Raw genomic sequence first — 21,691 nt, forward strand, 5'->3', positions numbered from 1 at the left:
GGTTTAAGTTGTTTGTTTTACTATATTAATATTATATCACAGCCAAATAGAATTGTAAAGGGATAAAACGGGGAGTTCCGAATTAGGAAAGAAAAAAATAAAAAGGCATTCACACAATGCCTTTTTATCCCCTTAGTAAATCGTTTTCAGCCATTCAGCGGTGATCTCCCCAGAAGAACAGCGCCAGTGTACCGGGTCCTGAGTGGGCACCGATAACGGGTCCGATGTATGACATAACGACCTCGATATTCTCACCGAATATCTCCTTCATCATATTTTCAGCATACTTTGCATCTTCGATACAGTCGCCGTGGCTGATAGCAACTATATCGTTCAGACGTTCGCCCTTGCGCTCGCGTATCATCTGTCCCAGTTTGTTTATGGACTGCTTTCTGCCGCGCACCTTGTCCTGAGGTATCAGATGACCGTCATTGTCCACATTCAGCAAAGGCTTTATGCCCAGCACCGTACCTGCTATCGCAGAAGCACGCGATACCCTTCCGCCGCGGAACAGGTATTTAAGATCATCGACTGTAAATACATGGCAGATGTTGAAACGGTTGACCTCCAGCCAGCCTGCAAGACTTTCGATATCCATGCCCTCACGTTTTTTCATCTCGGCATATATCAGCAGAAGTCCTTCACCTGCGGATGCACTGAGGGAGTCTATAACTATTATCTTCGCCTCGGGATACTTCTCCGTCAGATCGTCCTTAGCTATCAGCGCACTGTTGTAGGTGCCGCTGAGTCCCGAAGAAAAAGCAAGATACAGTATATCTCTCCCCTGCTTCAGTTCCTCCTCAAAAGCATCACGAAAAACCCCCACAGATATCTGAGAGGTCTTTGTGTCAGCGTCCTCACGCATACGCCTGTAAAACTCCTGCATGGATATCTCCTCTGTCGTATAGGACTTTCCGTCTATCTCAAACGTCAGGGGGATTATCCTGCAATCCATTTTCAGCAGTCTTTCTTCAGGCAGATCACAGGTCGAATCACAGAAAAGTGTATATGGTCTTGTCATAGCTGATCACTCCATTTTAAATAGTTATCTCAAAACTTCACGGATGTCTGCTTGATTTTATGTAAGTATATCATACTTTCATGTGTATTTCAATAGGTTTTATGAAAATTTTTTGACAGTTGTCTGAAAGTTCTACACGTGTTTATGTGAAAATTGTATATCGGGTACGATATTTGTTGTGTTGATTTTATTGATGCATACAAAGCGGAGGTAAACAGAGGTAAATGATATTGACATTTTGAAATAAATGTGATATTATTTTGATATCAGAAAGAGATATAAAAGAAACAAACCGCAGGTCAGGCACTTTCTGATGACCGCAGACAACAAGGAAGGATAACTATGATAAAGAGAAATAAGCTTATTTTCCGACGATGCATATTCAGTCATTCAACAAAGCGGAACGATCAAAACATATAATAAAGGAGACGATCATTATGACAGAGAAAATTTTATCAACAAAGAAAAACGGAATGGGAATGATGATGCTTTTCACCATACTCTATATAGCAGCTTTCTTCGGTATCCCTGCGGGAATAAGCATCGGAGGTTCGGCAGGCATAATTGTTAAGGTGATCTCGGGTCTATGGGCAACAATAGGCTGGATACCCTTCATCGGACTCAAAGTTCTCCGTCCGCAGGAAGCACTGGTACTGACACTCTTCGGCAAATACAAGGGCACACTCAAGGGTGACGGATTCTACTGGGTAAACCCCTTCTGCACAGCCGTTAACCCCGCAGCTAACACAAAGCTCCGCCAGAGCGGTGATGTAAAGAACGATACCGCAAAGACTTCCACAACAGCAGGCGGACAGGGTGCTGTAAACCCTGCAACAGGCTATGCGAAGATCGACAAGAGGATCTCCCTGAAAATGATGACCCTCGATAACAACAAGCAGAAGATCAACGACTGCCTCGGCAACCCCATCGAGATAGGCATAGCAGTTATCTGGAGAGTTGTTGACACCGCAAAGGCAGTATTCGAGGTAGATAACTATAAGGAGTATCTCTCACTTCAGTGTGATACCGCACTGAGAAATATCGTAAGGCTCTATCCTTATGATGTAGCACCCAACGTTGACACCACAGGCGACGGCGTAGCCGATGAAGGCAGCCTGAGAGGATCTTCCGAGATAGTTGCACAGCGTATCCGTGATGAGATACAGGAAAAAGTAAAGAATGCAGGCATTGAGATCATCGAGGCGCGTATAACTTACCTTGCCTATGCTCCCGAGATCGCTGCCGCTATGCTCCAGAGACAGCAGGCAAGCGCAGTAGTTGACGCAAGAAAGCTGATAGTAGACGGTGCGGTAGGCATGGTTGAAATGGCACTTGAACAGCTCAGCGAAAAGAACGTTGTTGAACTGGATGACGAGCGCAAGGCAGCTATGGTATCCAATCTGCTGGTAGTTCTCTGCGGCAACCACGATGCACAGCCCGTAGTAAATTCGGGCAGCCTGTACTAAGCTATGGCAGCAAAGAAGCAGATACCGCTGAGACTTTCAGAGAAGTTGTACAACGATATAGCTTCATGGGCAGAAGATGACTTCCGCTCCGTTAACGGGCAGATAGAGTATCTTCTGACAGAATGTGTAAAACAGCGGCGTAAAAACGGCGGCTATGCAGGCAAGGACATAGATGCTCCGCCCGACCTTGATGTAAAGGACTTTGAATAAAAAAAATGCGGCACTTCCGTCCGTCGGGAGTGCCGCTTATATTTTACAAAAAAACACTTCCGCATCACCTCAGCGGAAGTGTTTTGTACTCATGCTTAGTTTACACCTACGGGTGCTGTAAAGTAGTTGCCCCATGCGTAGCCCTTCTGTCCGTTATAATCAACGTAGAACCAGTTGTTCTCGTTGCGTATGAAGGTCACCTCAACTCCGCCGGGGATAACATCTATCTGAGCGGAACTCGATGAGGGCTCGGGATGCAGTATTACCGCACCTGTACAGGTTATCTTCTGTGTATTCTCATCTTCATCCTCTTCTTCCTCTTCCTTTTTGGAAGTCTTTTTCTTGGAGGACTTTTTAGAATTTACATTCTCCGTAGCAGTCTTGGTCTCGGGTGCTATATATTCAGTCGATGTTATCGTGCCTGTAGCTACATCACCCTTTGCATTATCCGGAAAAAGATTCTTCCAGAAAAGCATTATAACTATGATAACTATAAGGAAAGTTATCATTATAGCGATTATGCCTTTTACTGCCGAAGCCATCTGAGCTTCTTTTTCCAGCTGTCTTCTTGATTTTCTCACGCCCTGCTTGTTAGGAGCGGGGCGTCTCTGCGCCTGCCTGTCAGGTCTGCCTTGCATATTCGGCTGACCCTGTCTGTACTGACCACCGTGCTGATCATGCATCGGCTGACGTGAGTGATTATTTCTATACTGATTATTCTCGGGCATCTGCCTGTCTTCCTTTCAAAAAATTGTGCACTTCGCTCTCACAAAATATTTTACCTTATTATTATACATTTTTACATACAAAATGTCAATTAAAATTCGGTTACATTAAGCCTTAGTATTTTCTTAATATTGTAAACGCTTCGGTCTCAGGTATATATTGCCCGAAAATTGCGGAGTTTATACACCATATCCGCATTATCGGATTTGACTTGACGTTCAGCCGGTGATATAATCATAAAAGCAGATACCTTTTGAAAGGATTGATTTTATGAAAAAGCTGTACGCTCTGTTAACAGCAGCATTGATGACATTTACACTTGCCATCCCTGCCGCTGCCGTAAAGCATTATGACCCTGCTGTCGGTCACATAACAACAGACGGCGCCCCTGAGGGAACTGTATATACGGATATCCTTGTGAAGCTGCCGACTGACGATGATAACTACACCGATTTCACACAGCCCCCGGAAGTATGCGCAGAAGGCGCCGAAAGCGGTCATCCCATTGATATCAGCGCAGAAAGTGAAATAGCCAGATACAGTGAAAACGGCTATGTCAGCCTTTCGCTGCACCACAAAAAAGCAGGCACCCTCTGCATTTACCCAGATGAAGAGGTACTGAAGATGTCATCCTCGTCCTCGGCATCCTGCGATCTTATAGATCTGAGCATAGCCTACGGCGCTTTCAAGGCAGCCTATGTTGACGGCAGCGGTAACATCCTGGGTGTTACATCACCGTCGGATACCGAATATTCCCGTGACACCCCATACGGCTTCCATACAGACGGCAGCAGTCTAACATTTCAGCGGCATGGCGCACATCCCCGTACTATCTCGCTGATAGTTGCAGGCACAACTTTAGTGCTGATATCCCTGCCGCTAATAACAGGCTACGTTTTATCCAAGCGCAAAAAGCGCATCAAACCCGCTGCCAACGCATCCGAAGGCACCAAGAAATAAACCGTACCACAAAACAGAGCGTATGCATTCGTTTGCATACGCTCGTAATTTTTTATTGCCAGTGATACGTGCCGTCATCAATAGAATGTCGCAACTTCCTGTGCAGGTGCCTCGGCAGGTGTAAGTTCCTCTACCACCAGTACAGGGCCCTTGCCCTTGTACAGCTTATGCTTCTGCATCTTGACGGTGAAAGTCGCATTGAACCACTTGGGCCTGGTAAGGTCTATCTCCTTATCGTAAAGGGTCGCAAGCCAGCAGAATGTTATATCCTCCACACAGCAGGTCATTATCTTCCTGCCCAGTGCGATAGTACCCTTTGGGAACTTCGGATTCATCGCCGCCATAGCTTTCAGCTTTATACGCTTGCCGTCATACTTTTCGGGCTCCTCGTTGATATCCCTGTACCACAGTGCGTAGTCCCTGTCCTCAACAACTATGGTATCAGCGTTTATATCAAAGGGCAGAGGATCTTCGATATCATCGTACTCCGATGTACCGTCGGTACACTCATAAGCGATATCGCAGCGCCTGCTTACACCTCTTACTATCTTGTGGAACTCCATTTTGTCCATAGCCGCCTTGTCAAAGCGGTTGAACACGGTAAGCTCGCAGTTGGAAAGCTTATCCACCACCAGTGATCTCATGTTCTGATTGTAGTTCATGAACGTAGTAGCATCCACGAAATTCATTATCTGGTAGATCGCCCAGTTATCGGGCAGGGCATTCAGCAGATCGTTCATCGTCCACATACCGTTGTACTCTATCATTACTCTCTGACCGTGTACCTCGGTATACAGCTTCTGCAGATTGATAGGGTTCAGTTCGTCCTTATCCTCTATAACACGGGGATAGATATGGCTCTTATCGAAGTCCTTGGTGTCGTACTCCTCCATGCCCTCCTCGCATATAAGCAGAAGTGTCCTGTCGCCGTTGTTGAAACGCCTGTCCTCAAGGGTCTGCTTTATAAAGGAGGTCTTGCCGCCCTCCAGGAATCCCGTGAACAGGTACACGGGGATAAAATTATCTTCATTCATTTTCAGTTTACTCTCCCGAATATAATCTAGTACGGGCTATATCCGCCCGAAGTATCTGTTGCATACCGTCAGAACGGCACCATTCCGTCAGGGTCATAGGATTCAAACTGGTCCTTTTCCGCAACAGGCACGAACTTGCCCATGCCGCCGTCAGGCACAAATGTCATGCAGCAGTAATACTCATGCTCGCACTCATAGTCAGGCAGCACCAGCTTTTCAGACGAACCGCGTGCGATATCGTACTGGTCAAGCAGCACCGAGCCGCTCTCCTTTTGGAGTATGCACTGCAGACCGCCGATCTCCAGACCGCCCTTCACCCTGCAAAGGGTACCGCTTGCATCAAAGTAGTCGAACTCCACCGTTTCACCGCGGCTGAGTGCGCCTATCTCCTCAGGTGTGAATATGTGTCCGCACCATACGCCGGAAAATCTCACAGGGCATCTCAGCGCCTGCATCATGTATTTATCCAGGTCGCGTTCAAGCACTTCGCTGCTGAAGGTATCATAGAGAAAATCCATATCGAACAGCTGCTCAGCCACCTTTTTAAGATCCATATCCTTAGGCATGGAGAAGCTGCTCAGTGTCACCGTAAGATCTCCCGAAGCAAGACTTCTCTCGTACAGGAACCTGTACTCCCCAAGGCTGTTTTTCAGCGGTATATAGCTGCCGTCATTGTAGTGTATAACACAGCCGCCGTATTTTGACGAAGCCTTTTTAAGCTCATAACCGTAGTAAGCCGCAGGCTGTCCGCTCTCGGAGAACTCCTTGCCTACCACCTCGATTATGCCCCCGCCCAGCAGACGGTTCAGCGCTGCCGCATCGGGGAGCTCCCTGCAGAGGAAGCTCATCTCAACGAGCTCGCCCTCGTTGTATATATACAGGGTCTTCTTGTCGAACTCGGTTATCTTCGGCACGTACTTCCCCGGAAATACATCGGGCACGAATTCGTATTCGGCAGTATTGTACAGCTTGTAGCTTGAATTGAAAGACACGTTGAAGGGGTCTATCTCCTTCTGTATCTTTTTAAGGCTTCCCGTCACGGTATATATCTTGTCGCCCTCGACCGAATCGAAGGTGATGCTTCCGCCGTCACACAGCACGGATATCTCATCTTCGGTGAATATATGTCCGTGCCACACTCCGCTGAACTGTGCGTCCTCGCCGTCCATGCTGAACTTTACCGTGACCCTTTCAAAGATCCTGCCGTTCAGCTCGCTGCTGTACTCGAATCTCTCTCCGCCGTTATCAAAAGGCGCATACTTCGTGCTGCCGTCCTCTCCCTGAAAGCTTCTGGGATAAAACTGATCCTTCCTGATCTCGTGATTTGACTTTTCCATGCTGTAACCTCCTTTTCGGTATATGATTTTTTCAGCCGTATTTTATAATATTGTCTTACTGCACACCGAACAGCTCTGCAACAGCTTCTTCCTTGAGCTCTGCACCAATAACACAAAGTCTGCCTATGGTGCTTGCCGAGCCTGTTCTTACATCGGGCACACCGGGAACATAGTCATAGTGTATCCATGTGCCGTCAGTACCCTCTACGATGCCCTTTGCACGCAGAACATAGCCGTACTTCTTCTCATCCTCAAGTGCCTCCAGCGCTGCACGTATCTCATCGGCTGTGAACTTCTTTGCAGTTTCTCTGCCCCAGCTGGTGAATACTTCATCTGCATGGTGGTGGTGATGATCGTGGTCGTGGCAGCCGCAGGTGCAGTGCTCGTCATGTTCGTGGTGATGATGCTCGTGCTCATCGTGATCGTGGTGATGATGCTCATGCTCGTCGTGATCGTGGTGGTGATGCTCATGGTCATGGTCGTGATCATGGCAGCCGCAGGTGCAGTCCTCGCCGTGTTCGTGATGGTGGTGCTCATGCTCATCTTCGTCATGGTCATGGTGGTGATGATGATGCTCATGCTCATCTTCGTCGTGGTCATGGTGATGATGATGCTCATGCTCCTCTTCAAGCAGAGCCTTCAGCTCGTCATCAAGAGTATTCTTCTGTGTCATGGCATCAGTGAGCTGCTTGCCTGTCAGCTTGTCCCACTCGGTAGTAACTATGGGAGCCTTGTCGTTCAGGGCGCGGAGCCTTGCTACCACATCGTCCAGTCTTTCCTGAGGAACACCTGTGGTATGGCTGAGGATAAGGCAGCTTGCATAGGTTATCTGGTTGTTGAAGAACTCACCGAAATTCTTCTGATACATCTTGCACTTAGCAGCATCAACAACAGTTGTGAAACCGTCCAGTACAACATCGTGTGCGTGGATATCCTGCACTGCCTTGATAACATCGCTGAGCTTGCCCACGCCCGATGGCTCTATGAGTATACGGTCGGGCTTGTAGGTATCAAGCACCTGGACAAGTGCCTTGCCGAAATCGCCCACCAGTGAGCAGCATATACAACCTGAATTCATCTCAGTTATCTCAACGCCTGCATCCTGCAGGAATCCGCCGTCAATACCTATCTGACCGAATTCATTCTCTATAAGTACGAGTTTTTTGCCGTTGTAGCCCTCAGCGATGAGTTTCTTTATCAGCGTGGTCTTGCCTGCGCCCAGGAAGCCGCTGAAAATGGTGATCTTGGTCATTATAATAACACTTCTTTCTATTGATTATGAGATCATACACTTTCTCATTTTTTATTATAGCACATTTCCCCGAAAAAATCAACCACCTGCACCCCCCGAAACTCTTTGATACAGCTGTCATCCCTTGTGCAAAATGCTGTAAGCCGAGCCCCTATTTTTGTGTAAAAAAAGCCGGGAAAAGCCTTTACTTTTCCTGCGGGATATGATAAAATTAATTTAATTGCTTTTGTACTTTACAGCTTTTATACTTTCACAGGGCAAAGTGAAGTACTCTGTGACAAAACGATTCGGAAAGGATAGTAAATAATGCCAATAACAGAATTTTTGGAAAACAATGCAGCAAAATTCCCCGATAAGACCGCTCTTGTGGAGCTCAATCCCGAGATACGCGAAAAGCGCGTAACATGGAAGGAATACGAACTTATCGAGCCAACTGCCGATGTTCCTTACAGACGTGAGATAACATGGTCGGTATTCAACGAGAAGGCAAACCGTTTCGCAAACCTGCTCATATCCCGCGGCGTGAAGAAGGGCGACAAGGTCGGAATACTGCTGATGAACTGCCTTGAATGGCTGCCGATATACTTCGGTATACTCAAAACAGGCGCACTTGCTGTGCCGCTGAATTTCAGGTATACCGCCGATGAGATAAAGTACTGTGTCGAGCTTGCCGAGGTGGATATACTTGTATTCGGTCCCGAGTTTATCGGCAGAGTTGAGGAGATAGTTGACGATATCAGCAAGAACCGTCTGCTGTTCTACGTTGGTGAGGGATGTCCCACCTTCGCTGAGCACTATGACAGACTTACTGCAAACTGCTCCAGCGCATCACCCGATATAAAACTTACAGACGATGACTATGCGGCTATATACTTCTCATCGGGTACTACAGGTTTCCCCAAGGCTATACTCCACAAGCACATGAGCCTTGTACATTCCGCGAGAGTTGAACAGGCACACCACGGTCAGACCGAAAACGATGTGTTCCTCTGCATACCGCCCCTTTATCATACAGGCGCCAAGATGCACTGGTTCGGCAGCCTGATATCAGGCAGCAAGGCTGTTATACTCAAAGGTGTAAAGCCCAAGTTCGTCCTTGAAGCTGTTTCCAGCGAGCTCTGCACTATCGTATGGCTGCTGGTGCCGTGGGCACAGGATATCCTCGATGCAGTTGACAGAGGAGATATCGACATAAGCAAATATCAGCTCTCCCAGTGGAGACTTATGCATATCGGTGCACAGCCCGTTCCGCCCTCACTTATATCCAGGTGGAAGAAGCTGTTCCCGAATCATCAGTACGATACCAACTACGGTCTCAGCGAGAGCATAGGCCCCGGCTGCGTACACCTTGGTGTTGAGAATATCCACAAGGTTGGCGCTATCGGTAAGGCAGGCTTCGGCTGGGAGGTCAAGATAGTAGATGAACGCGGAGAGACTGTTCCCCGCGGCGAAGTGGGTGAGCTTTGCGTAAAGGGTCCCGGTGTAATGACCTGCTATTACCGCGATCCCAAGGCTACCGAGGAGACCCTGAAGGACGGCTGGCTGTTCACAGGTGATATGGCACAGGAGGACGAGGACGGATTCATATTCCTCGTTGACAGAAAGAAGGACGTTATCATCAGCGGCGGTGAGAACCTCTACCCCGTACAGATAGAAGACTTCCTGCGTGCGCACCCTGCTGTCAAGGACGTTGCGGTCATCGGTCTGCCCGATAAGCGTCTGGGTGAGATCGCAGCTGCCATAATCTCGATCAAGGATGGCATGACCTGCACCGAGGAAGATATCAACGACTTCTGCCACAAACTGCCCCGCTACAAGAGACCCCACAAGGTCATATTTGCGGATGTTCCCAGAAACCCCACAGGCAAGATCGAAAAGCCCGTTCTCCGCAAGATATACTGCGGCGAATCCGTTGTGGCAAAACAGAACAACTCTTAATAAATTCATCACGCCGCGGAAGCACCTGCCTCCGCGGCGTTTTTGTTTTGCTGTATAAAAGCAAAAAGCTCTCAGGACGAGAGCTTTTCGCTTGTATAATGGGTAATTAGGGAGATATGTCATTTATTGATCTCGACGCTTGCACACTTGATGCCTGTCAGCTTTTCGCTGAGTGCGTCGGGCTGAGATGTTCCTGCAAACAGTGTGAACCTGCTGCCGAACACCTTTCTTACACCGTTGTCATCAACGGCTGTGAATGCCTTTTCAGGTACTTCTATCTCGAATACAGCACTTTCGCCCTCATTCAGCTTGATGCGCTTGAATCCGCACAGGCTGACATTGGGTACTGCGTGTTCGCTGTAATCCTTGATGTACAGCTGTATAACGTCCTCTGTAGCCTTGCCGCTGTTTTCTGCGGTAACTACTGCCTTGCCGTCCTTGTATTCTACCTTTGTCACCTTTACGCTGCCGTAGGTAAGACCGTAGCCGAAGGGATACAGTACGTTCTCGGTGGTGTAGCGGTAAGTTCTGCCCTTCATGGAATAGTCAGTGAACTCAGGCAGCTTATCAGTATCCTCATAGAATGTTACAGGCAGCTTGCCCGAAGGTGAAACATCACCGAAGAGAACCTCAGCCAGTGCCTTGCCGCCCTCTGCACCGGGGTAGAAAGCGTGTATCAGCGCATCGGGCTTGCTTTCGGTATTTATAGCGGAACCTGCGCATACAACTGTTACAACAGGCTTGCCGACTGCCATTATCTTCTTTACCAGTTCTCTCTGAGGAGGAGGCAGTGTCAGACCGTTCTTGTCGCCCGATGAGAACTCGTTGCCTGTATCGCCCTCTTCGCCCTCGATAGTAGCATCAAGACCAAGACAGAGTATTGTCATATCAGCGAACTTAGCAGCAGCAACAGCCTCTGCATAGCGGTCGCCTGCCTGTGCCAGATTAGAAACTCTGTCCTTGTACAGGTGGCAGCCCTCAGCGAAGATGACTCTGCCATCGAATCTGTCCTGGATACCGTTCAGGAATGTGGTATATCTGTCTGAAAGACCGTTGTAGTTGCCCTCAAGTGCTGTTCTGCTGTCAGCATTGGGACCTATAACTGCAATAGTCTTGTACTTGCTTGTATCAACAGGGAGTATGCCGTTGTTTTCCAGCATTACCAGTGACTTTTCAGCGCACTCCAGGGATATAGCCTTGTGTTCCTTGCAAGCCACCTTGTCATAGGGGATATCATCATACTCTGTCTTCTTGTCGAACATACCCAGACGTATCCTTGTACGCATCAGGTGTACGCAAGCTGTGCGGATATCCTCCTTGGTTACAGCGCCCTTTTCCAGCGCTACCAGAAGGTTCTGATAGGTACAGCCGCAGTTTACATCGCAGCCCGCCTTCAGTGCCATAGCTGTGGATTCGATAGCATTTGCAGTTACCATGTGGTTCTCATGGAAGTCGCGTATAGCCCAGCAGTCAGAAACGAAATAGCCGTCAAACTCCCATTCCTTCAGCTTGTCCATCAGGAAATTGCTTGCGCAGGCAGGTTCACCGTTCACGCGGTTATATGCGCCCATAACGCTCTCTACCTTGGCTTCCTTTACCAGTGCCTCAAATGCAGGAAGATATGTTTCTTCCATATCCTTTGCGTTTGCCTTTGCATCAAAGGAATGACGTATAGCCTCGGGGCCGCTGTGTACAGCAAAATGCTTTGCACAAGCTGCAGCCTTTATAACCTTGCCGTCGCCCTGAAGACCTCTTACAACAGCCATGCCGTTCTTTGTGGTCAGGTAAGGATCCTCACCAAAGGTCTCATGACCTCTGCCCCAGCGGGGGTCACGGAAGATATTTATATTAGGTGCCCACAGAGTAAGACCCTTGTAGATATCGCGGTCCTCCTCACCGGAGTAAGCATTGTACTTTGCTCTTGCTTCCTCAGAGGTGACCTCTGCAGTCTTCTTGGTAAGTTCATCATCGAACATAGCCGCCAGACCGATAGCCTGAGGGAACATAGTTGCCACACCGGAACGTGCCAGTCCGTGTATACCCTCGTTCCACCAGTTGTATGCGGGTATGCCCAGTCTTTCAACAGCAGGTGCATCATATCTCAGCTGACTTGCCTGCTCCTCGGTTGTCATCTCATCGGTAAGTGCTTCGGCTCTTTCCTGTGCCGAAAGTGTTTCGTCAAGGTATTTTTTCATGATCTTCCTCCTAACCTTTCATAATCTATATCATGATCTTTCCGACCGTATATTATTTACCTACAGCCGCTCTTATCTTATCGAGCTCGGGCTCAACATCGCCCTTGTTGTCCAGCAGATGCCAGGTCTCGGTGACCTCTGCGGTCTCGCCGGGCTGATACTTTCTCTTTTCACCAAGTATCTCGCATTCGAGGAACTTGCTGTTTGTATACATCTCAAAATTGCAGGAGTAATCGGGATACTCAACAAACTGATACTCTCCGAAACACTTGACGAATATCTGCTCGTTAACAGCGTAAGCCGCAAAGCCGTCTTCAACATTGAAGCCTGCCTTAAAAGCTCCCTGTATGAACTTATCCTGTCTTATGCGGACGTATTCGTTCGTAAGCTTGAATCTGGGGTCGTTGATATCCGAATAATCCCACAGGCTCATAACTCTGTTTGGCAGATAGCCGGACTTTCTGGTACACATTGGTATAACAGCGGTACCGCCTGCTGTAAGTCCGGTTATGGACCACAGTGCGAAATCTGCTTCCTTGTCGCCAACGTTCTTTATACGCTGTGTGACTTTGACTATCGGCTTATCAGCATCAAGAGTAATAACTGTTTCAAGCTGCTTGCCAAATGGAGTAGCAGGAGGCGTGAAGGTCACAGTATCCCCCTCAGCCTTATATGCAACAGGATCATTATCGGGATTATAGGTCTCCGGTATGAGCTCGGGAGCTACCCACAGCCTGTGACCGCCGCGGTTGCGCCATGTGCCGTAGCCCTCCACATCAACAGTGAAAGAACCTTCCTCGTCCTCAAGCATGACATTTTCTTTTCCGTTCAGCGCGAAGTATATTACTCTGGGTCCGAACTCCACCGTAACAGCCAGTCCGCACACATCATTCTCTATAAACACACATTTGCCGTAGCTTTTATATTCTTTTTCTGAGATCTTAACGCTCATAACAGCACCTCCGGTTGCATTTTATTATCTGATTATACACTATATTGACATTTTTTTCAACTCATTTCTTGCGTTATCGGTCACAAATATTGCTTATTTCTTATAAAAAAATTGTTATAAATTATAGAAAACTCTGTTTAATATATTGAAAAATCAAAAGGATTGTGCTATAATATCAAATAGGGTGTAGCAATTTTTTGTCTGTCTGCACTTTTGCTGACAGATATGCTTTTTGTAAAGTTAAGCAATCAACGCGCGGCAGGGATGTGTACTGCGGTATGCTGTATATGCCGTGTATCAAATGGGGGAAATTATATGATAGTTCATCTTGACGGTGATTTCGAGACTGTCGATTATATCGAGAACCGAAGCGTTCTTATCTACGATAACGTTGACAATGAGGAATATCCTCTCCACTGGCACAATGCCATCGAGATCGTCATGCCGCTCACTAACGGCTATACCGTTATATGTGACGGCAAGACCTACGAATTGCACGAAAGGGATATACTCATAGTGCCTGCCGGTACTCTCCATTCAATGAAGGCACAGTCCGGCAGAAGGCTAATAATGCTTTTCGATAACAGAAGCATCAGCTCAAATCCCGCACTGTACGATCTCTACTCGGTGCTCAAATCTCCTGTGATGTTCGGCAGGGAGTATGACGAGGAGCTCCGTACCTCTCTCGGCAATCTCATAAAGGAGATATATACGCTGTACAGCAATTTCGATGTGCTTTCCGAAGTTTACATCTACATAAAACTGCTTACTCTCCTCGCAAGGATCAAGGAGAATCAGATAAGCGCCGTAAAGTACGATGACGAGAAGTATATGGAAAAATTCGGCAGTATAATAAAGTATATCGAGCAGAACTATATGTACAATATCACCCTCGATGACCTGGCTAAAATGGCAGGCTACAGCAAGTACCATTTCTCTCGTATATTCAAGAAATACAGCCGCACCACTTTCATCAGCTTCCTCAATCACAGACGTATCAAAGCAGCCGAAATGCTGCTGCTGGATGAGAATATATCCGTAACCGAGGCTGCCATGCAGGTAGGTTTTTCCAGCCTTACTACTTTCAACAGAGTTTTCAGGGAGATCAAAGGCTGTACTCCCACCGAGTTCCGTAAGCTGTATAAACTCACCAACGTAACAGGCGACTGATAAACACCAGGAACGGTATCCGTACAGAAGTTTATGCTATCTATTTTGGAAATCCCAAGCGTCAGCTTCGCTGATGCTGACCCCCATTTTACGAAAACTTATATTTCTTTTTGGCAGGGGGTAGCTATGTTTTAAAACGTAGCTACCCCCTGTCTTTTTCTGTCTTAAAAAAAATCTTGCCCAAAAGAGTTAAAAGTCTGTTTGGATCTGCAAAAGCAAAGCCTTTGCAGACGGATTCGGGGGATAACTTTTCTTCAGAAAAGTTTCCCCCGATAAATAATATTAACTTTTGTACGGACACCGTCCTTATGTCATCAGCTGATGCCGGGAATGGGTGGGATATCTGTTACTGACAGCTGTTTCTTTCCTTTTGAATGTGCTGCTATCTTTGAAGTATCGGTAACATTCAGCTTTCCGTCACGGTTCACATCCGAAAGCATACGCTGCTCATCGTTTTTTGGCACGCGTTTACCTTTAGTGAATGCGGCTGACATGGATGTATCCGTAACATTTACCAGACCGTCCTTGTTGATATCTCCGTACCTGAATATATCAGCCTTTACCGACACATAATCATCGCCTGCACTTATCTCTGTCCTGACCGACATATATGATGATCTTGTTATCCAAACGGTGTACTCACCCTCGGGTAGGTTCGTATAGAGGGTGCCGTCAGCATTGGCGTACATTCTGGTAACTCCGCCGTCCTTATCGACGAATATCACCTCTGTATCGTTGCTGCCGCCTTTTATCAATATACCTGTATTGCAGTCTACATCAATAACATCATCGCGCTGTTCGGGACCCTTGTAGTCCTCGGGGGATACTATGTTGAAATCCATCGCTGCTGTACCGCTGTGATTTTTCATACCCGTGACAGTGATAGTCGCCTTGCCGATACCCACATTGTTTGCATAGGCTACTGTGTAATCCTCGCCTTCAACAAGCGCCTCACCCGATACGGGACTTCTCAGCTCCAGCCTTATCATTATCGGTCTGCCTGTGTACCTTACGTCCTCTATCCTGTCAACGCTCCAGGGATAGCCTATATCCGCGGGCTCTATCTTAAAACTATAGCTCCTGGTGCCGAGATAATCGCCCTCGCCCTTTATGGTCAGCTTACCTGTGCCCGCATTGATATTATCTTCAAGCTGAAGGGTATAGTCCTTGTCGTTCACAAGGGTGTAAGCGCCCTCCTTTATTGTGACCTTTGGCACTATGGCTCTGCCCGTATATATGAGCCCGTCGCTCTTAACAGTTATGTTCAGCTTGCTCAGCTGAACAGGCTCGCGCCTTTCTATGGCAAAATCAACTGTCTTGGTGCCGCTGAAATAGCCCTTGCCCTTTATTGTCAGCTTGGCAGTACCTACGTACACATTATCCTTGTAGCTAACAGTATAATCAGTGCCCTCAGTAAGACGTTTGCCGCCCGAATGCACCTTGATCTTAGGCTCTATCGCCTCTCCGCTGTACACGTACCTATCCTCTGCGAGCTCTATATCAGCCGCAGCAACGGAGGTCGCAGGCATAACTTCCCTGTCCACCTGCCTGCCGCATTCACTGCACACCCTGAATCTTGAACCTGCTTCCATTTCCGTGGGAGCCTTCTCAACTATCCAGCTGCCCCTTGTATGCTTGTGGGTCACAGTCACCTTGGTGTATATATCATCAAAGGAATCATCGGCGGTACCCTCATAGAGGTATACAACACCCTCCTTTTTGGCTGTGAAGTATATATTGCCGCCCGATTGTATCATATCAAAATAATCACGTATCCTGCCGCCTGTTTCGCAGTAGTTCCATATACGGTATCCGCCTGAGCTCAGTGGATGATCGTAACCTTTCAGCAGCATGGAAGTTCCAAGTTCTACTTCGTATTTGTCCTCGGGGAATCCGAGGGTATAATCGTCCGCATCCAGCAGATCGAAATAATTGACCTTGTAGCTTACAGGCTTTTCATTTCCGTCCTTGTCGTATATGCCGGTGACCCTGACATCAATAACATCGTTCCTCGGAAGTATGCCGGGGTTGAATATTATACAGTTGTTGTTGGATGTTATGTTGGCATCGCTCACGTTGAAATAACCCACCAGCTTAGAAACATCGGAGGGTGAGTTCTTATCAAACGTAAATGTCTTGCCGAGAAGCTTAGATGTGAGTGTTACCTTTACCTTGTCCCTTTCGGGCTTGGAATATGTCTTGGTGTTCAGCGTAACCGAGTAGGCATAGCCGTTCTTGTTTTCACCAAGAAGCTCATAGGGCATATTCGCAGGCGGCCAGCAGATATAATCACCCGTGAATTTTTCCTTGCGTGATTTATCCCTTACGTACATGGCAGTGCTGTCATAGACCGCACCAAGACCCGTCTTCTGCATATCTGGATTGAGCAGCCACCGTCTGTGTCCCAGTTTTGAGATATTGCTCTCATCGGTATCAGCCATATAACCCTCTGTTACCGAAGCCTGTATGTTCATATATCCCTTACCGATATTCGATTCACCCGAGCCCTTGTAAGCCAGTTCGTATACAGCATCGCTCATGACCGCAGGTTTGGAAGGGGTATGACTAAGCACCTTGTTGATGTATATTATCAGGCTTGCATTCTGCGCCAGTTCATTGTAGGTGCTGTCAAGCTCAACATCATAGGGCAGACCTGCCAGATATCGACAGAAGTTCACCGAATCCAGTCCGTCATCCAGGGTGTCCTGCTCCAGTTTTCCCGCGTAAGTCGGGTACTCAGCGGAGTAACCTTCACTGTACTGCGATACATCATGAAGATCGAAATACATCTTATTATACATATCCTTGATCTCTGCCTGCGTATGCCTTTCAAGGTCATAAGCATGCGCACCGATCATAGTGCCGCACAGTGCCGCTGATGCCACCGCAGCTGCAAGCAGATCCTTCATCAGCCTTTTAGTCATTCCGGTCACCCTCCTTACTTTCGATCCCTTTGTTGTAAAAGGTCATGTTTGTGTTTATCAATATAGTGAATTTCCACTGGTATTATACTAATTATAACACGTTTTAACTTCAAGTTCAACAAATTTATTCAGGAATATAAGCTGAATTTCCAAAGCCTTGTTTGTGTATATTCCACAAAGTTCCAAAAAATATCCGCCTTACAATAAATATCGCAGGCGGAAAAACCATATAAAACAAAATCAAGCTCAGAGGTCCTTGGCCAAAACCTTTGAGCTTGATCTTGTTGTTTTTTATAAAGTCGGGTTAAAAGTGGTAATTCTCAATGTTAAGCGGATACGGAGTTTTTTGTGTTCTCTGTATCTTATGTATGTATTATATACCATTTTGCCCGAACGCACATCACCCAAAGTGACTAGATAATTGTAAACGTTTTGTTAACGAGTATTTTTCGTTATTCCGCCACTGACTATTTCAGCCTTTTGGAATTCAGCTTCTCGATATACTCACGGACAGCCCTCTCGGAGGATTCCACCTCATGTTTAAGATCGCTCGCAGACATTCTCCGTGCGCCCGAACCCATGATTATAACCTGTTCCAGTCCGTCGGATGTCGCTACTGTTACGCGGTGATCCTTTGCCAGCTGATGCGCAGTCCTTTCGATATAGGTGTCAGCAGTTTCAGCCTCCTTGGTATACACCACGCTTACGCTGCCTGCCTTGTCGATATGTTCGGGTTCTTTAACGCGGTACGCATCGAAGACTATTATCATCTCGCATCCCCTGCACCCCTGAAAACTGCTCAGGCGGTTTATCAGCGTGCTTCGCGCAAGGTCAAGACTTTCCGCCGCCTGCTTTTTAAGGTCGTCCCATGCGAATATTATATTGTATCCGTCCACAAGGAGATACTCGGGACCCGTTGGCACAGGGCGCGGCTTAGCTTTGGTCTTTGTGACCTCTTTCGGGGTACGCATAGCATCACGTTTTTTGCGGTTTATGGAACCGTAGGTGCGCTCGAATATCGCCATGAGTTCCTCATCCTCAACTGCACGCCGTACAAAATCCACAGCGCGGGTGCGGACTTCCTCCGCCTGCTGATACTGCCGCCTGCCTGTTTCGGGGCTTACGTGCATATGTTCATCAGCTTCGCCCCACGGAACAACGTGTCCCGCACCGTGGGAACAGAATACGGAATCCGCAAAATTGTGGGTATCGGAATCTGGATCATAGCCTATCTCAGCGATGACCTCGTCAGCATCTATGCAGGTATCATAGCCTGCCGCACGACAGCTAAGCCTTCCAAGCCCCTTGGTGTAGCCTGCCACCTCGGTATGATAGAACCTCAGCTTCGATACAGGGGCAGTACCCGTGAGAACAGCGTTTTCGCCGTCAGTCTCCGGGGGATCGCAGTGCGCCCCCATGCGGTCAAGGTCGGTGAGCGCCCTGCCCACATTAGCCGCAGGTATCTCCAGCCTGTAGGCATACCAAGGCTCCAGCAGGATACTTTTCGCCTTGCGCAGACCCTGCCTTACAGCGCGGTAAGTCGCCTGACGGAAATCTCCGCCCTCGGTATGTTTAAGGTGCGCACGTCCCGCAGTAAGAGTTATGCGCATATCCGTAATAGGCGAACAGGTCAGCACGCCGCGGTGAGTCTTCTCTTTCAGGTGGGTAAGTATCAGCCTCTGCCAGTTGCGGCTGAGGATATCCTCACTGCAGTCGCTGTAGAACTCCAGACCGCTTCCGCGGGGCAGGGGTTCAAGGCGCAGATGAACCTCGGCATAATGGCGCAAAGGCTCGAAATGACCTGCACCGTCCACGGGCTCAGCTATAGTTTCGCGGTAGGCTATGCGCCCCTCGCCAAGCTCGATATCCATGCCAAAACGCTCGCTGACAATCCGCTTCAGCACCTCAGCCTGGACCTCGCCCATGAGCGCCGCTGTGACTTCGTGGAGCTGTTCATTGTAATTGACGGTCATGGTGGGATCCTCATCTTCAAGGATCCTGAGCCTGCCAAGGAGTGTATGCTCGTCCACACCCTCGGGCGCTTTCACGCGGTAGGTAAGAACCGGTTCAAGTATCTGCTCGGTATCGGTAGGTTCAGCCCCAAGACCCTGTCCTGCAAACGTGGAAGTTAATCCCGGCACTGCACAGACCTCACCCTGAGAAACTTCCTCGGCATTTCTCGCTTTTTCGCCGCTGTACACCCTTATCCTGCCGACTTTCTCGGTGATCTCCTCACCCTCGCGGTCGGTATAGGTAAGCACATCTCTCACTGCCAGACTTCCGCCGGTTATCTTCATGTGGGTAAGTCTTGCGCCGCCGTCCTCGGTTATCTTGTATACCTTCGCGCCGAACCCGGACTTCTCCTCGGGAAGTGGGATATACCTTGAAACGCAGTCCAGCAGACCCTCAATGCCCTCCAGCCTGAGAGCAGAACCGAAGCAAACGGGTATCAGTCTTCTGCATTCAATAGCCGATATCATTTTTTCATCGGTGATCTCACCGTTTTCAAGGTATTCCTCCATCATCTCCTCGGTACAGAGGGACAGGGCTTCATATAGTTCATCACGGGGCTGAGCGAAGGAAACACATCTGTCGCCCATGGCAGCGGTCAGGGAGTTCATAACAAAATCCTTACGTGCACCGTCCATATCCATTTTATTAACGAATACAAAAGTCGGTATATCATAGCGTTCCAGCAAACGTGCAAGGGTCTTGGTATGGGGCTGTACACCGTCGGTACCGCTGATGACCAGTATCGCCGCATCTATCACCCTGAGAGTACGCTCGGTCTCGCCTGAAAAGTCAACGTGGCCGGGAGTATCCAGCAAAGTGAATCCCACTCCGCCGTACTCAAAGACTGCTTGTTTGGAGAATATTGTTATACCGCGATCACGCTCAATGGCATTATTATCAAGGAAAGCGTCCTTGTGATCCACCCTTCCGAGCTTGCGGATAGCCCCGCTTTTATACAGCATAGCCTCCGATAGCGTTGTCTTGCCCGAGTCAACGTGGGCGAGTATGCCTATTACTGCTTTTTTGTTCATATATTTATACCAGCCTTATCATATCCAAATTCATGCACACAGACCCACATGGTCAGCATTTAATTTATTGTAACATATTTGTTTGAAATTGTAAAGGTCTTAAAATGACCCCGAATACATAAAAAAGGACCGAGCCTTTCGACTCGGTCCTTGATGTTACAGCATTAATGCTATTGATTATTCGTTGATAGCAGTAACAACGCCGGAACCTACAGTTCTACCACCCTCACGGATAGCGAAACGCAGACCCTCTTCAATAGCGATAGGAGTGATCAGCTCAACGTCCATAGTTACGTTATCACCAGGCATGCACATCTCCTTGTCAGCAGGCAGAGAGATGATACCGGTAACGTCAGTTGTTCTGAAATAGAACTGAGGTCTGTAGTTGTTGAAGAAAGGAGTATGACGGCCGCCCTCTTCCTTCTTCAGAACGTAAACCTGACCGCTGAACTTAGTGTGGGGGTGAATGGAGCCGGGCTTACAAAGAACCTGACCTCTTTCAACCTGATCTCTTGTGATACCACGGAGCAGAGCGCCGATGTTATCACCAGCCATAGCGGAATCCAGAGTCTTTCTGAACATCTCGATACCGGTTACAACTGTGGACTGCTTCTCATCAGACAGACCAACGATCTCAACGGTCTCACCAGTGTTCAGAACACCTCTCTCAACTCTACCTGTAACAACGGTACCACGGCCGGAGATGGTCATAGTATCCTCAACAGGCATCAGGAAAGGCTTAGCGTCGTCTCTCTCAGGAGTAGGAATGTACTCGTCAACAGCGTCCATCAGCTTGATGATAGGCTCGTAAGCAGGATCGCTCAGGTCATCGGGAGCTTCAAGAGCAGCCAGAGCAGAACCAACGATGATAGGAGTATCATCGCCAGGGAAATCATAAGAGCTCAGCAGATCTCTGATATCCATCTCAACCAGCTCGAGCAGCTCAGGATCGTCAACCTGGTCAGCCTTGTTCATGAATACAACGATTGCAGGAACGCCAACCTGACGAGCCAGCAGGATGTGCTCTCTTGTCTGAGCCATAGGGCCGTCAGAAGCAGCACAAACCAGGATAGCGCCGTCCATCTGAGCAGCACCTGTGATCATGTTCTTAACGTAGTCAGCGTGGCCGGGGCAGTCAACGTGAGCATAGTGTCTCTTATCAGTCTCATACTCAACGTGAGCGGTATTGATTGTGATACCTCTCTCTCTCTCCTCGGGAGCCTTATCGATCATGTCATAAGCCTCAAACTTAGCCTGACCCTTCATAGCCAGTGTCTTGGTGATAGCAGCTGTCAGGGTAGTCTTACCGTGGTCAACGTGACCGATGGTACCAATGTTAACGTGGGGCTTGGTTCTTTCAAAATGTGCCTTTGCCATAGGAATTTTCCTCCTTAAAATAAATTTTATACTTCGTTCAGACGCAGCGTTCAGATATACTGAACGCTCATCTGACATACCGTAG

Annotated in this window: 15 protein-coding genes; 5 read left to right on the forward strand and 10 right to left on the reverse strand. The window is 48.1% G+C overall.

Annotation, left to right across the window (positions count from 1 at the left end; all coding sequences use genetic code 11):
- Window positions 1-154: 154 nt before the first annotated feature.
- Window positions 155-1,021: a DegV family protein gene (locus tag RUMAL_RS14705; protein WP_013499471.1), complete on the reverse strand. Its 867-nt coding sequence runs from the start codon at window positions 1,019-1,021 to the stop codon at window positions 155-157.
- A gap of 437 nt (window positions 1,022-1,458) precedes the next feature.
- Here RUMAL_RS14705 and RUMAL_RS14710 point away from each other — a divergent pair, with 437 nt between their 5' ends.
- Window positions 1,459-2,487 carry an SPFH domain-containing protein gene (locus RUMAL_RS14710; protein ID WP_013499472.1) on the forward strand — a complete coding sequence of 343 codons (1,029 nt, stop codon included), beginning with the start codon at window positions 1,459-1,461 and terminating at the stop codon, window positions 2,485-2,487.
- A 3-nt stretch (window positions 2,488-2,490) separates the two neighbouring features.
- Window positions 2,491-2,697, forward strand: a complete 207-nt coding sequence (locus RUMAL_RS14715) for a type II toxin-antitoxin system antitoxin (protein ID WP_013499473.1) — start codon at window positions 2,491-2,493, stop codon at window positions 2,695-2,697.
- 95 nt (window positions 2,698-2,792) lie between these two features.
- On the opposite strand, the gene RUMAL_RS14720 is transcribed toward RUMAL_RS14715, so the two are convergent.
- Complete coding sequence (locus RUMAL_RS14720) at window positions 2,793-3,425, reverse strand: SH3 domain-containing protein (protein WP_013499474.1); 633 nt, start codon at window positions 3,423-3,425, stop codon at window positions 2,793-2,795.
- A gap of 268 nt (window positions 3,426-3,693) precedes the next feature.
- Between RUMAL_RS14720 and RUMAL_RS14725 the strand changes: the two genes are divergently transcribed.
- Window positions 3,694-4,383 carry a hypothetical protein gene (locus RUMAL_RS14725; protein WP_013499475.1) on the forward strand — a complete coding sequence of 230 codons (690 nt, stop codon included), beginning with the start codon at window positions 3,694-3,696 and terminating at the stop codon, window positions 4,381-4,383.
- A 77-nt stretch (window positions 4,384-4,460) separates the two neighbouring features.
- Here RUMAL_RS14725 and RUMAL_RS14730 read toward each other — a convergent pair whose 3' ends face one another.
- The 3 genes from RUMAL_RS14730 to RUMAL_RS14740 form a co-directional block, all read right to left on the reverse strand.
- Window positions 4,461-5,417 carry a TIGR03943 family putative permease subunit gene (locus RUMAL_RS14730; protein ID WP_013499477.1) on the reverse strand — a complete coding sequence of 319 codons (957 nt, stop codon included), beginning with the start codon at window positions 5,415-5,417 and terminating at the stop codon, window positions 4,461-4,463.
- Between the two features lie 68 nt (window positions 5,418-5,485).
- The gene (locus tag RUMAL_RS14735; RefSeq protein WP_013499478.1) at window positions 5,486-6,754 is read right to left on the reverse strand and encodes a hypothetical protein; all 1,269 of its coding nucleotides are present in this window, start codon (window positions 6,752-6,754) and stop codon (window positions 5,486-5,488) included.
- Between the two features lie 55 nt (window positions 6,755-6,809).
- Window positions 6,810-8,006: a GTP-binding protein gene (locus RUMAL_RS14740; RefSeq protein ID WP_013499479.1), complete on the reverse strand. Its 1,197-nt coding sequence runs from the start codon at window positions 8,004-8,006 to the stop codon at window positions 6,810-6,812.
- 306 nt (window positions 8,007-8,312) lie between these two features.
- On the opposite strand from RUMAL_RS14740, the gene RUMAL_RS14745 reads away from it, so the two are divergent.
- Window positions 8,313-9,944, forward strand: coding sequence for a class I adenylate-forming enzyme family protein (locus RUMAL_RS14745; protein WP_013499480.1), 1,632 nt, complete (start codon window positions 8,313-8,315; stop codon window positions 9,942-9,944).
- A 119-nt stretch (window positions 9,945-10,063) separates the two neighbouring features.
- Here the strand turns inward: RUMAL_RS14745 and RUMAL_RS14750 are convergent, their stop codons facing one another.
- Entirely contained in the window at window positions 10,064-12,139 is a 2,076-nt protein-coding gene (locus RUMAL_RS14750) for a glycoside hydrolase family 3 C-terminal domain-containing protein (RefSeq protein ID WP_013499481.1), read from the reverse strand.
- Between the two features lie 52 nt (window positions 12,140-12,191).
- Entirely contained in the window at window positions 12,192-13,091 is a 900-nt protein-coding gene (locus RUMAL_RS14755; RefSeq protein WP_013499482.1) for a hypothetical protein, read from the reverse strand.
- Window positions 13,092-13,406: 315 nt separating this feature from the next.
- Between RUMAL_RS14755 and RUMAL_RS14760 the strand changes: the two genes are divergently transcribed.
- Window positions 13,407-14,261: an AraC family transcriptional regulator gene (locus RUMAL_RS14760; protein ID WP_013499483.1), complete on the forward strand. Its 855-nt coding sequence runs from the start codon at window positions 13,407-13,409 to the stop codon at window positions 14,259-14,261.
- A gap of 314 nt (window positions 14,262-14,575) precedes the next feature.
- On the opposite strand, the gene RUMAL_RS14765 is transcribed toward RUMAL_RS14760, so the two are convergent.
- From RUMAL_RS14765 to tuf, 3 genes are all read right to left on the reverse strand, one after another.
- Complete coding sequence (locus tag RUMAL_RS14765; protein ID WP_013499484.1) at window positions 14,576-17,185, reverse strand: dockerin type I domain-containing protein; 2,610 nt, start codon at window positions 17,183-17,185, stop codon at window positions 14,576-14,578.
- A gap of 467 nt (window positions 17,186-17,652) precedes the next feature.
- A complete protein-coding gene (locus tag RUMAL_RS14770; RefSeq protein ID WP_013499485.1) occupies window positions 17,653-20,229 on the reverse strand; it encodes a translation factor GTPase family protein in 2,577 nt (858 codons plus the stop codon).
- Window positions 20,230-20,406: 177 nt separating this feature from the next.
- The gene (tuf, locus tag RUMAL_RS14775; RefSeq protein ID WP_013499486.1) at window positions 20,407-21,606 is read right to left on the reverse strand and encodes an elongation factor Tu; all 1,200 of its coding nucleotides are present in this window, start codon (window positions 21,604-21,606) and stop codon (window positions 20,407-20,409) included.
- Window positions 21,607-21,691: the final 85 nt, after the last annotated feature.

Source organism: Ruminococcus albus 7 = DSM 20455 (assembly GCF_000179635.2).
In the GTDB taxonomy this organism is placed as follows: Bacteria; Bacillota; Clostridia; order Oscillospirales; family Ruminococcaceae; genus Hominimerdicola; species Hominimerdicola alba.